We start from the raw sequence: 11,622 nt of genomic DNA on the forward strand, positions 1-11,622 counted from the left end.
CCGACGCCAACGTCAGGACCCGGCTGCCTCGCTGAACCGCCGGCCCCACCGGCCCAGCAGCTCGACCACCTCGGCCGGCGCCTCCTCGACGGTGAACGGCGCCTCGAGGACTCCCAGCCCGAAGGCCGCCCACCGGGCCTGGCGCCCGTCCATCTCCACCCGGCAGGTGTGCCGGTCCACCGGGGTCACCGTCGCCCACCGGGCGATCTGCTGCTCGACCTGCTCTGCCGGGGCCTGGACCAGGGCGCGCACGGCGTGGCCGATCTCGTTGCGGGACAGGCCCTTGCGCACGTACGCCGCGGCGTCGCCACCGGGTACCTCGCGCGGACGGAAGCGCGCGCGGGTCCCGGACGGCTCGCTGAGGCGGTCGAGCCGGAACGAGCGCCAGTCCTGCCGGTCGAGGTCGTAGGCGAGCAGGTACCAGCGCCGCCCGACGGTGACCAGGCGGTGCGGCTCGACGTGACGTCGCACCTGCTCGCCGGCACCGGCACCGCCCCGCGCCCGGTAGGTGAAGCGGGCCCGCTCCGCGTCGCGGATGGCCTGCGCCATGGTCGCCAGGACGTCGGCGTGGACCGTCGGGGCCTGGGCGAAGGGCGAGTCGTCGGTGACGGCGCGGAGCGCCTCGGCGCGGCGGCGCAGCCTGGGCGGCAGCACCTGGACGACCTTCGACAGGGCGCTGACCGAGGCCTCTGCGAGGGGGCCCGCCGTGAGCTGGGCCGCACCGTTGAGGGCCACGACCATGGCGATGGCCTCGTCCTCCTCGACCGTGAGCGGCGGCATGGTCGCCCCTGCACCGAGCTGGTAGCCGCCCTCGATCCCGCGGACCGAGTCGACGGGGTAGCCGAGGTCCCGGAGCCGTTCGACGTCGCGTCGCAGGGTGCGCTCGGACACCTCGAGCCGTCCCGCGAGCTCCGGCCCGGCCCAGAAGCGGTGCGTCTGGAGCAGCGAGAGCAGTCGCAGTGTGCGGGAGCTGGTGTTGGCCATGGCTCAAGGATGCCTCGGATAGCGGTCAGGAAGTGGCCGGAAGTCTCCCTAGCGTGGGAGGTGACCCAAGACCGGAGTCCACGTGAGGAGAACGACATGACCACGACGCTCGAGGCGCCCCGCGAGGGCGGGTCCACGGCGCACCCACCCGTCCGGGAGGGCGAGGGCGCCGTCGCCCGCAGCGCCCTGCCCGTCGGCCGGGCACGCACCATCGCCCTGCTCAGCCTGTTCCTGGCCTCGACGATGGAGCTGCTCGACACGACCATCGTCAATGTCGCGCTACCCACCATCGAGTCGGGGCTGCAGGCCAGCGCCGCCCAGCTCCAGTGGATGGTCGCGGCCTACCCCCTGGCCTTCGCCGTCGGCCTCATCACAGGCTCGCGCCTCGGCGACCTGTGGGGCCGCAAGCGCGTCTTCCTCGGGGGACTCGTGGGCTTCACGCTCATGTCGGCGGCGTGCGGGTTCTCGCCGAACGCCGAGGCGCTGGTCGGGTTCCGCGCGCTCCAGGGCCTGGCTGCGGCGGCGATGATCCCGCAGGTGCTCTCGAGCCTGCAGGTGATGTACGCGCCGCACGAGCGGGCCAAGGCCATGGGCCTGTTCACGGGCCTCGCCGGCCTGTCGGCGGTCCTCGGGCCGGTCCTCGGCGCCCTCCTCACCGAGGCCGACCTCGGTGGCCTCGGGTGGCGGTCGATCTTCCTCGTCAACGTCCCCTTTGGGGCCCTCGCCATTGCCGCGGCGCTCCGATGGGTGCCGGAGTCCGTGGCCACGCAACGCCCGCGGATCGACGCGCGTGGTGTCACGGTGCTCGCCGTGGGCCTGCTCGCCGTGCTCTACCCGCTCACGATGGGGCGCGAGCTCGGGTGGCCGGCCTGGGTGTATGCGGCGATGGCTGCTGGTGCCGTGGTGCTCGGCCTCTTCGCGCGCTCGCAGGTCCGCGCCGAGAGTGGCGGACGTGAGCCGCTGGTCGCGCTCAGCCTCTACCGCGGCCGGGGCTTCGGCGCCGGGTCGGCGATGAACTCGCTGCTGTTCGTGGCCATGAGCTCCTACTACCTGTGCCAGACCATCTACTTGCAGGCCGGTCTGGGCTGGTCGGTGCTGAAGGCCGGGCTGGCCGGTGTGCCGTTCGCGCTCACGACGACGGTCTTCGCGGGAGTCGGGGTCGCGGTGCTCGCGCCGCGGATCGGCCGCCGGGTGCTGCAGATCGGTGCGCTGACGTGGGCCGCCGGGGCGGTGCTGCTGGCCGTGGCCGTTCACGGCGCCGACGCCTCGACCTCGGTGTGGTCGTTCCTGCCCGGGTTCGTCGTGGCGGGTGCGGGTTTCGGGCTGATGGTCTCGCCGATCGGTGTCTTCACCCTCGCCGACGTGCCGGTCGACAAGGCCGGGTCCGCGTCAGGGCTGTTCAGCACGACGGGCCAGCTCTCGGGAGCGGTCGGGGTGGCCGTGGTCGGCTCGCTCTTCTTCTCGGTGGTCGACACCCACGGGTCGCCGGTCCCTGTGGAGATGTTCCGTCCCGCGATGGAGGTCGCGCTCGCCGTCCTGGTCGGCCTCATGCTCGTGGCAGCGGTCGTCGCCCGGCAGCTGCCGGCGGTGGCGAGCCAGCCTGCGGAGCACTGAGCCGAACCGCTCGGCACCGCGCCTCGCACCCAGGTGCGCCGGCGCGGTGCCGAGCGGCGGACCGTGCCGCGCGGCGTACGCGGTCGCCGACGGTCTGGCCGGCCGGCTGCAGCCGGGCAGCGGTCAGGCGAGCAGGGACGCCGTGGACCAGCCGAGCCAGACGGCGGGGAGGCCGACCCCGAGCGAGAGCGCCAGGGTCGCGGCGAACGGCTTCCACTCGTGCCGCTCGAGGAAGACCCAGAGCTCGAAGGCGAGCGTCGAGAACGTCGTCAGCGCGCCGCAGAAGCCGATCCCGACGAGCGGCATGACCCAGGAGGAGGCGTCGGGGAGGCCGGCCACCACCCCGAGGAGGAACGAACCGACGATGTTGACGATGAGGGTGCCCAGGGTGGTGCCGGCGCGGCTGTGCCTGCGCGCCCACCGGTCGACGAGGAAGCGCAGCGGCGCGCCGGCGGCGGCACCCAGGGCGACGAGCAGCGCGGAGGTCACCGTCACGGGCGCGGTCCGAACGCGCGCTCGCCGAGCGTGACCCCGACCCCGACGGCGACCAGGCCCAGGGCGAACGACGCCACGACGTACGACGCAGCGAGCAGGCCGTGGCCCTCGGTGACCATGGTGCGGGCGTCCAGGGTGAACGACGAGAAGGTCGTCCAGCCACCGAGCACCCCGACCCCGAGGAACGGGCGCAACAGGGGGTGGGGCCGGTCCATGGACAGCACCCACACCACCAGCACGCCCATGGCCAGCGAGCCGGTCACGTTGACCAGCAGGGTCGACCACGCGAACGCCCCCGCGGCGTGGGGCAGGGCCAGGCCCACGGCGTACCGGCCCAGCGAGCCGAGCATGCCGCCGCCGGACAGGGCGACGAGCAGCCCGACACGACTTCGGGGTGCGCGGCTTCGTGGGCGCGGGGTCATCAGGCGCGCTTGGTCTCCAGGAAGTCCCCGATCCGGCCGATCGCCTCGGTGAGCACCTCGACGTCGGGCAGCGTGACGAGCCGGAAGTGGTCGGGCTCGAACCAGTTGAACCCCGTGCCGTGGGTGACGAGGATCTTCTTCTCCCGCAACAGGTCGATGACGAACGCCTGGTCGTCCTCGATGGGGTAGACCTCGGGGTCGAGGCGCGGGAAGCAGTAGAGGGCGCCGTGCGGCTCGACGCAGGAGACGCCGGGGATCTCGTTGAGCAGCCTCCACGCGGTCTTGCTCTGCTCGTAGAACCGGCCGCCGGGGTGGATGTACTCCTCGATCGACTGGTAGCCGCCGAGGGCCGTCTGGATCGCGTGCTGCCCGGGGACGTTGGCGCACATGCGCATGTTGGCGAGCAGCGTCAGCCCCTCGAGGAAGTCGCCCGCCATCGACTTCGGCCCCGACACCATCACCCAGCCGGCGCGGTAGCCGCACACGCGGTAGGCCTTGGACAGTCCGCTGAACGTCAGGCAGAGCACGTCGTCGCCGGCATACGTCGCGGTGTGGTGGTGCACCGGCTGGTACTGGTCGTCGGCGAAGAGGATCTTCTCGTAGATCTCGTCGGACATCAGGACGAGGTCGTGGCGGCGGGCGATGTCGACCAGCCCCTTGACGACGTCCTCGCTGTAGACGGCGCCGGTCGGGTTGTTGGGGTTGATGACGACCAGGGCGTGGGTGTTGGGCGTGATCTTCGACTCGATGTCCTCGAGGTCGGGGTTCCAGCCGTTCGACTCGTCGCAGCGGTAGTGGACCGGGGTGCCGCCGGCGAGTGTGACCGCGCCCGTCCAGAGCGGGTAGTCGGGCGCCGGCACGAGGATCTCGTTGCCCTCGTCGACGAACGCGGTGAGCACCATCGAGATCAGCTCGGAGACGCCGTTGCCGATGAAGACGTCGTCGACGTGCGTGTCGGTCAGCCCACGCGACTGGTAGTAGTGCGCGACCGCCGTGCGGGCCGAGTAGATGCCGCGGGAGTCGCTGTAGCCCTGGGCGTTGGGCAGGTGGTGGACCATGTCCTGCAGCACGGCCTGCGGGGCCTCGAAGCCGAACGGTGCCGGGTTGCCGATGTTGAGCTTGAGGATCTTGTGCCCCTCGGCCTCGAGGCGCTGGGCCTCGACGAGGATCGGCCCGCGAACGTCGTAGCGGACCTGGTGGAGCTTGCGGGACTGGGTGATGCGGCGCACGCCTGCAGTGTGTCAAACCACGGTCGGAGGTGCTCCGCCCGCCACTCCGCGAACACCGAGCACCTCGACCGTCGTCACGACCGAGGTGACACCCGGCGTCCGCGGGGTCGAGGAGAAACCGAACCTCGCCGGCGGGTCGACCGCCGCCAGCGCGCCGAGGTCGGCTCCGCGCCACCTGCCGGTCAGGGAGGTGACCCGGTGCAGGTCGTGGGCGGCGTACCACTCCCGCCGCCCCGACCGGGCCTGGCCGCGCGTGCGCACGCCCCGGAGGGTGAGGCGGGCGACCGGGTCGGCGAGCGTCGCGAACGCCGTGCTGTCGGCGACGCGACCGGGTACTGCGCGCAGCAGCGTCCCGAGCGGTGCCCGGCCGCCGACGGTGAGGCGCACGGCCAGGTCACCGGCGCGGACGTCCCACCGGGAGCCCTCCGGGGTGCCCGCCCGCCCGAGCGTGGCCGCGGCGCTGACCGGGCACACGACCACCTCGTCGAAGACGTAGGTGTCGGCGACGAACTCGGCCACCTGCGGCGTCGGGGCCAGCAGCACACGGTGTCCGTCGGCCTGCTCCAGCATGACGTCGGCGAAGGTGCCGAAGGGGGAGGCGGTCCACCGCCCCACCACGACCCGCGCGCCGCTGGTGCTGCCGACCCCGGCGATCTGGCCGTGAAACCTCTGGCGTCCCTGCACCGCCTCACCTTGTCACGGCCGGTGTGACCGCGCCGCTCCCGGCCGGGGCGACTGCGCCGGAGCGGCAGCGCAGCCGCCGCCGGCGCCCCTACGCTTGGCCCCATGCCGCCCACGACGCCCCTCGGCGAGCTCGAGGTCGAGCTCACCAGGCTGCTGCGCCGGGCGCGCAGCTCCCAGCAGCGCACCGCGACCGAGGTGCACCCCGACCTCGACCCTTCCGGGTATGCCGTGCTCGTCACCGTGCGTGACCTCGGCGACGCGGGCGGAGGCGCCCGAGGCGGCGACATCTCAGAGGTGCTCGGCCTGCACAAGTCGACGATGAGCCGCAACCTCTCCGTGCTCGAGGAGCTCGGCCTCATCGAGCGCGTCCCCGACCCGGCCGACGCCCGGGCCCGCCAGGTGCGGCTCACGGCGTCGGGCTCGGAGGCGCTCGAGCGGTCGTTCCAGGGCCGCCGCGAACGGCTGCGCGCACAGCTGACGACGTGGGACGGCGACGACATCGCCGAGCTGGCCCGCCTGCTTCGCCAGCTCAACGACACCGCTCTCTAGCGCCGGCCTGGTCCCGCCCCGCCTGGCCCTGCCCTGCCCGCGACAAGTTGCATAGGACAACCAACTACGCTTATGGTTGTGTTCTGCAACCAAAGGAGTAGCCGTGGTCACCAGCTTCGCGACCAGGCCCGCCGCCGGCACCGACCGTCCTGACGGGCCCCTCGAGGTCATCGCCGCCCTCACCAGCCTCATCCGCGCCAGCAGGGCCGTCGCCCGTCAGCGGCACGACCAGCTCGGCGCGTCCGGCACCCCCGTCGCCGTCCTCAAGGCACTGTCCCGGGCCACTGACGGTCACGACCGCCCCGGCGACCTCGCCGTGGCTGCAGGGGTCGCCCCCTCGGTCGTGAGCCGCGTGCTCCCGCGCCTGGAGGAGGACGGCCTCGTGACCCGCGAGCGCGACGAGCACGACGCCCGCTCCTGCCACATCATCCTCACCGACGCCGGCCGCGAGCAGCTCGCCGCGATCCAGCGCGAGTACGCGGAGATCCTCCGAGCAGCCCTCGATGGCGTGCCGGACGAGGAGATCGCCCGGATGCCCTCCACCCTCGCCCAGCTCGAGCAGGCGCTGTTCCGAGCGGCCGAGCTGGGGGCCCCTCGCCACAGCGGGCTCGCCCCCAGCCTGCGCCCCGGGCACCCCGCCGCTGCCCGGGCTGTCGACCAGACCACTCCCACCACCCAGCCCGCCACCGAAAGCCAGTGATGTCGTCCACCACCGCCCCCGCGCTCCCCAGCCAGCCGCCCGCGCCGGCCGCGCGCCCCGCCGTCGACGAGATGAGCCACAAGCAGATCCTCGAGGCCATGACCGGGCTGCTCGCAGGCCTGTTCACCGCCCTCATCAGCAGCACCATCGTCTCGACCGCGCTGCCGACGATCATCGGCGACCTGCACGGCACCCAGCGCCAGTACACGTGGGTCATCACGGCGTCGCTGCTGGCCACCACCGTCAGCACGCCGATCTGGGGCAAGCTGTCCGACCTGTTCAGCAAGAAGCTGCTCGTCCAGCTCTCCCTGGCCGTCTTCGTCCTCGGCTCGATCGCCGCGGGCCAGTCCCACAGCGTCGGTTTCCTCATCGGCTGCCGCGTCGTCCAGGGCCTCGGCATGGGCGGCCTCACGGCCCTGACCCAGTCGATCATGGGCGCGATGATCGCCCCGCGTGAGCGCGGTCGCTACTCCGGCTACATGGGCGCCGTCATGGCCGTGTCCACCGTGAGCGGCCCCCTCCTCGGCGGGTTCATCGTGGACAGTGGGCTCGGCTGGCGCTGGACGTTCTACGTCTGCGTGCCGCTCGCGATCATCGCCATGTTCATCCTCCAGGCGACCCTGCACATCACCACCGAGAAGCGCATGCCGAAGATCGACTACCTCGGCGCCGTCCTCATCGCGATCACGTCCTCGCTGCCCCTGCTGTGGGTCACCTTCGCGGGCAACGACTTCCCGTGGTGGTCCACGCAGACCGCGCTCTACCTCGGCGGCACCCTTCTCGGCCTCGCGCTGACCATCGTCGTGGAGCTCCGGGCAGCCGAGCCGATCATCCCGATCCGCCTGCTGCGCAACCTCACCACCGGCCTGGTCATCATCGCCAGCGTCGCCGTCGGGGTCGCGATGTTCGGTGGCACCACCTTCCTCACCCAGTACTTCCAGATCTCCCGCGGCTACAGCCCGACCCACGCGGGGCTGCTCACCATCCCGCTGATGGGTGCGCTGCTCGTGTCCTCGACGCTCGGTGGTCGCTTCGTCAGCAACACCGGCAAGTGGAAGGGCATCATCGTCATCGGTGGCGTGTTCCTCACCGCCGGTCTCGTCTGGCTCGGCCGGCTCGACCACCTCACCCCGCTGTGGCAGATCGGCACCGCCATGGCCCTCATGGGCCTCGGCATGGGCGCGATGATGCAGAACCTCGTGCTCGCCGTGCAGAACTCGGTCGACGTCCGTGACATCGGCGCCGCATCGGCGAGCATCGCGTTCTTCCGCACCCTCGGTGGCGCGATGGGTGTGTCCGTCCTTGGTGCGGTCCTCGCCAACGGCGTCCGCGACCACATCGTCGAGGGGCTGAAGGCCCTCGGGCCCAAGGCCGCAGCGGCTGCCCAGTCGGGCGGCGGCACCGGGACCCTGGACGTCAAGGACATGCCCGCACCCATCCGGGAGATCGTCCGCGCCGCCTACGGTGACTCCACCGGCCACATCTTCCTGATCGCCGCGGCGTTCGGCGTGGTGGCCCTGCTCGCCGTGCTGTTCGTCAAGGAGACCGAGCTGCGCACCACGGTGTCGATGGCGGACGAGGCTGCCACCGCCGCCGCGACCGGCACAGGTGCCCCCGCCATCGCGGAGGCCGTGCAGGCCGTTCCCGAGGAGACCGCGGGGGAGGCCATGGCGGGGACGGACGTCGAGGCCGCGCCGGGCACCGCCCCGGAGCCGGCCGGCGTGGGAAATGCAGCCGGGCACGGTACGTCGGCCCACCGGTCCGAGGCGCGCGCCTCCCGCGCGCTCGCCCAGGAGTCGCCGTCGGAGTCCTACGAGCTCAAGGCGCTGGCGGCGCTCGACGTGCTGACGTCGGCGCAGGACGAGGTGCGCTCGCGGGTCCGGTCCGGTGACGACGCCATCGTGGCGGCACGCGACCTGCTCCAGGGCCTCGGGCGCGACGTCGACGCGGCCCTCGGCCACTTCCACACCGGGCTCGCGGCCATCATCGAGGAGCTGGAGCACCCCTCCGAGGGGCGGCACTCCCAGCACCGAGCGGCTGACGCGCTGCACGACCTGGAGTTCACGCTCCTGCGCAGCACGCAGGCGACAGCCGACCAGGTCGTGGCTGCCGCGCACGCCGAGGCGGAGGCGATCATCGCCCGCGCCCGGCTCGAGGCCGAGCGGACCAGCGAGCTGGCCCAGCGCAGCCACCAGCAGTAACGGGAAGGCGGCCCCGGGCTCGGTACCGGCGCCGCCCACCTCAGTGAGCGCGAAGTGCGGGAATCCCCCGCGGGTTCCCGCACTTCGCGCTCACTCAGCGGTGGGGTTGGGTGCGCGGGCCGGTATGGCGCCGTGCCGAGCCCCGTCCCGAAGCGCCCGCCCCTGCCCCGGCCGCGGGGTGACGAGGCCCACGCCGTCGCCGCGTTCCGTGGCTACTGCACGGTAACTAGGCTCGGGCCCCATGACGACGTCGCTGCGCGGAACCACGATCATCATGTCCGGCGGCAGCCGGGGCATCGGCCTCGCGATCGCCACGCGCGCGGCCCGGGACGGCGCCAACATCGCCATCGTCGCCAAGACCGACCAGCCCGACCCCCGTCTCGCCGGCACCATCCACACCGCTGCGAAGGCCGTCGAGGACGCCGGCGGCCACGCCCTGCCGATCGTCGGCGACATCCGTGACGACGAGACCATCGCCTCGGCGGTGGAGCAGGCGGTGGCGCAGTTCGGCGGGATCGACGTGGTCGTCAACAACGCCAGCGTCCTCAACCTCAGCCCGTCGGTCGACCTCGACCCCAAGCGCTACGACCTCATGCAGGACGTCAACGTGCGCGGGACGTTCATGCTGACGCGGGCCGCGATCCCGCACCTGCTGGCGTCGCCGGACCCGAAGGTGCTGACGCTGAGCCCGCCGATCAACCTCGACCCGCGCTGGCTCGCCGGGCACCCCGCCTACACGATGGCGAAGTACGGGATGACGTTGGCAGCACTCGGGTTCGCACACGAGCTGGGCAGCAAGGGCGTCTCCTCGACCTGCCTGTGGCCGGCGACCCTGGTGGCCACCGACGCGATCGGCAACCTGCCGGGAGGCGACCAGATGGTCAAGGTGTCGCGCCGTCCGGAGATCGTCGCCGACGCGGCGTACGAGGTCCTGACCACCCCCGGTGGGGCGCTCAACGGCCAGACCGTCATCGACGAGGACCTGCTGCGCTCGCGCGGGGTCGAGGACTTCGCGCCGTACTCGATGACCGGCCGTGACGAGGGCCTGGCACCCGACCTGTTCCTCGGCTGAGGCGTTCGCTCAGAGCTCGGCGAGCCGGCCGGCGTCGAGGTGCCATCGGCGGGTGGCTCGCACGTCGGCCAGCATGCGCCGGTCGTGGGTCACCAGCAGCACGGTGCCGCCGAAGGAGTCCAGCGCCTGCTCGAGCTGCTCGATGGCCGGCAGGTCGAGGTGGTTGGTCGGTTCGTCGAGCACCAGGAGGTTGACCTCGCGGGCCTGCAGCAGTGCCAGCGCCGCGCGGGTGCGTTCGCCGGGAGACAGCGACGCCGCCGGGCGGTGGACGTGCTCGCTGCCGAGGCCGAACTTCGCCAGGAGGGTTCGCACCTCGGCGTCAGGCCACTCGGGCAGGGCCTCGCCGAACGCGCGGGCGAGCGGTTGCGGGCCGAGGAACAGCCCGCGGGCCTGGTCGACCTCACCCAGGCGCACCGACGACCCGAGCCCTGCGCTGCCCTCGTCGACCGGGATCGTGCCGAGGAGCGCCCCGAGCAGCGTCGTCTTGCCCGACCCGTTGGCACCGGTGATGACGACGCGGTCGGCCCAGTCGACCTGGGCGTCGACCGGCCCGAGGGTGAACTCGCCGCGGCGCACGACGGCCCCTGACGCCGAGGCCACCACCGAACCGGAACGCGGGGCGGCGGCGATCGTCATCCGCAGCTCCCACTCCTTGCGGGGCTCCTCGACGACTTCGAGGCGCTCGATCATCCGCTCGGTCTGGCGCGCCTTGGCGGCCTGCTTCTCCGAGGAGTCCACCTTGAACGCGGTGACGAACTTGTCGTTGTCGGACTTCTTGCGCCGGGCGTTCTTCACGCCGACGGTGGCCCAGTCACGCTGCATACGGGCCCGCTGTTCCAGGCCGCTGCGGGTGTCGGCGTACTCCTCGTAGGCCTCGCGCGCGTGCCGCCGGGCGACGGCCCGCTCCGCGAGGTAGCTGTCGTAACCGCCCTCGTAGACGGAGACCTGCTGCTGGGCCAGGTCGAGCTCGACGACCCGGGTCACGGTGCGCGCCAGGAACTCGCGGTCGTGGCTGATGATGACGGCCGGGCTGCGCAGACCGCTGACGAACTGCTCCAGCCGCTCGAGGCCGTCGAGGTCGAGGTCGTTGGTGGGCTCGTCCAGGAGCAGCACGTCGTAGCGCGACAGCAGCAGCGCGGCGAGGCCGGCTCGGGCCGCCTGTCCACCGGACAACGCGGTCATGGGGGTGTCGAGGTCGACACCGAGTCCCAGTGAGGCCGCGGTCGCGGCGCTGCGCTCCTCGAGGTCCGCCCCACCGAGCGCCAGCCACGTCTCGAGCGCCACGGAGTACCGGTCGTCGGCGCCCGGCGCTGTGTCCGAGAGAGCCTCCGCCGCCGCGTTCATCGTCGCCTCTGCCGCGGTCACCCCGGTGCGACGGGCGATGTACGCCGCGATGCTCTCGCCGGCGCGCCGCTCCGGCTCCTGTGGCAGGTGGCCGACGGTGGCCGTGGCGGGCGCGAGGGTCACCGCACCGGCCTCGGGCTCGAGCTCGCCGGCGAGCAGCCGCAGCAGGGTGGACTTGCCGGCACCGTTCGCGCCGACGAGCCCGACGACGTCGCCCGGGGCGACGATGAGGTCGAGGTCGGCGAAGAGGGCGCGGGCGCCGTGGCCGGCGGCGAGGCCGGAGGCCTTGAGGGTGGTGCTCATGTCGGGTCCGACGGTACCGAACCGA

At 72.6% G+C, this 11,622-nt stretch carries 11 protein-coding genes; 5 read left to right on the forward strand and 6 right to left on the reverse strand.

Translation table 11 applies throughout. The features are described 5' to 3' along the window. Nucleotides 1–12: 12 nt before the first annotated feature. Complete coding sequence (locus ASG70_RS06320) at nt 13–984, reverse strand: YafY family protein (protein ID WP_056882985.1); 972 nt, start codon at nt 982–984, stop codon at nt 13–15. A 96-nt stretch (nt 985–1,080) separates the two neighbouring features. Here ASG70_RS06320 and ASG70_RS06325 point away from each other — a divergent pair, with 96 nt between their 5' ends. Next, nucleotides 1,081–2,598, forward strand: a complete 1,518-nt coding sequence (locus ASG70_RS06325) for an MFS transporter (RefSeq protein ID WP_082590198.1) — start codon at nt 1,081–1,083, stop codon at nt 2,596–2,598. A 123-nt stretch (nt 2,599–2,721) separates the two neighbouring features. On the opposite strand, the gene ASG70_RS06330 is transcribed toward ASG70_RS06325, so the two are convergent. Genes ASG70_RS06330 through ASG70_RS06345 form a run of 4 tightly spaced genes read right to left on the reverse strand, consistent with a single transcriptional unit; the run spans nt 2,722 to nt 5,428 of the window. Next, the gene (locus ASG70_RS06330; RefSeq protein WP_200949210.1) at nt 2,722–3,093 is read right to left on the reverse strand and encodes a CrcB family protein; all 372 of its coding nucleotides are present in this window, start codon (nt 3,091–3,093) and stop codon (nt 2,722–2,724) included. Continuing rightward, nucleotides 3,090–3,515 (reverse strand): CrcB family protein, encoded by a 426-nt coding sequence (locus ASG70_RS06335; RefSeq protein ID WP_056882986.1) that lies wholly within the window; start codon nt 3,513–3,515, stop codon nt 3,090–3,092. The genes ASG70_RS06330 and ASG70_RS06335 overlap by 4 nt, the downstream gene beginning before the upstream one ends. Next, nucleotides 3,515–4,744 (reverse strand): pyridoxal phosphate-dependent aminotransferase, encoded by a 1,230-nt coding sequence (locus ASG70_RS06340; protein ID WP_056882987.1) that lies wholly within the window; start codon nt 4,742–4,744, stop codon nt 3,515–3,517. Before ASG70_RS06340 ends, ASG70_RS06335 begins: the two co-directional genes overlap by 1 nt. A 12-nt stretch (nt 4,745–4,756) precedes the next feature. Then, nucleotides 4,757–5,428 carry a hypothetical protein gene (locus ASG70_RS06345; RefSeq protein WP_056882988.1) on the reverse strand — a complete coding sequence of 224 codons (672 nt, stop codon included), beginning with the start codon at nt 5,426–5,428 and terminating at the stop codon, nt 4,757–4,759. Nucleotides 5,429–5,530: 102 nt separating this feature from the next. On the opposite strand from ASG70_RS06345, the gene ASG70_RS06350 reads away from it, so the two are divergent. From ASG70_RS06350 to ASG70_RS06365, 4 genes are all read left to right on the forward strand, one after another. After that, the gene (locus ASG70_RS06350) at nt 5,531–5,977 is read left to right on the forward strand and encodes a MarR family winged helix-turn-helix transcriptional regulator (RefSeq protein WP_056882989.1); all 447 of its coding nucleotides are present in this window, start codon (nt 5,531–5,533) and stop codon (nt 5,975–5,977) included. Between the two features lie 103 nt (nt 5,978–6,080). Next, on the forward strand, nt 6,081–6,677 hold the full coding sequence (locus tag ASG70_RS06355; RefSeq protein ID WP_056882990.1) for a MarR family winged helix-turn-helix transcriptional regulator: 597 nt from the start codon (nt 6,081–6,083) through the stop codon (nt 6,675–6,677). Further along, a complete protein-coding gene (locus tag ASG70_RS06360) occupies nt 6,677–8,878 on the forward strand; it encodes an MDR family MFS transporter (RefSeq protein WP_200949211.1) in 2,202 nt (733 codons plus the stop codon). The genes ASG70_RS06355 and ASG70_RS06360 overlap by 1 nt, the downstream gene beginning before the upstream one ends. Nucleotides 8,879–9,119: 241 nt before the next feature. After that, nucleotides 9,120–9,950 carry an NAD(P)-dependent oxidoreductase gene (locus ASG70_RS06365; protein WP_056882991.1) on the forward strand — a complete coding sequence of 277 codons (831 nt, stop codon included), beginning with the start codon at nt 9,120–9,122 and terminating at the stop codon, nt 9,948–9,950. A 9-nt stretch (nt 9,951–9,959) separates the two neighbouring features. On the opposite strand, the gene ASG70_RS06370 is transcribed toward ASG70_RS06365, so the two are convergent. Continuing rightward, complete coding sequence (locus ASG70_RS06370) at nt 9,960–11,597, reverse strand: ABC-F family ATP-binding cassette domain-containing protein (RefSeq protein WP_056883251.1); 1,638 nt, start codon at nt 11,595–11,597, stop codon at nt 9,960–9,962. Nucleotides 11,598–11,622 lie beyond the last annotated feature (25 nt).

Source organism: Phycicoccus sp. Soil748 (assembly GCF_001428025.1).
In the GTDB taxonomy this organism is placed as follows: Bacteria; Actinomycetota; Actinomycetes; order Actinomycetales; family Dermatophilaceae; genus Pedococcus.

Excerpts from the sequence above, each read along its gene's own strand:
- ASG70_RS06350 (WP_056882989.1), top strand. The coding sequence starts at position 5,531 with ATGCCGCCCACGACGCCCCTCGGCGAGCTCGAGGTCGAGCTCACCAGG.
- ASG70_RS06365 (WP_056882991.1), top strand. The coding sequence starts at position 9,120 with ATGACGACGTCGCTGCGCGGAACCACGATCATCATGTCCGGCGGCAGC.
- ASG70_RS06320 (WP_056882985.1), bottom strand. The coding sequence starts at position 984 with ATGGCCAACACCAGCTCCCGCACACTGCGACTGCTCTCGCTGCTCCAG.
- ASG70_RS06360 (WP_200949211.1), top strand. The coding sequence starts at position 6,677 with ATGTCGTCCACCACCGCCCCCGCGCTCCCCAGCCAGCCGCCCGCGCCG.
- ASG70_RS06325 (WP_082590198.1), top strand. The coding sequence starts at position 1,081 with ATGACCACGACGCTCGAGGCGCCCCGCGAGGGCGGGTCCACGGCGCAC.
- ASG70_RS06370 (WP_056883251.1), bottom strand. The coding sequence starts at position 11,597 with ATGAGCACCACCCTCAAGGCCTCCGGCCTCGCCGCCGGCCACGGCGCC.
- ASG70_RS06335 (WP_056882986.1), bottom strand. The coding sequence starts at position 3,515 with ATGACCCCGCGCCCACGAAGCCGCGCACCCCGAAGTCGTGTCGGGCTG.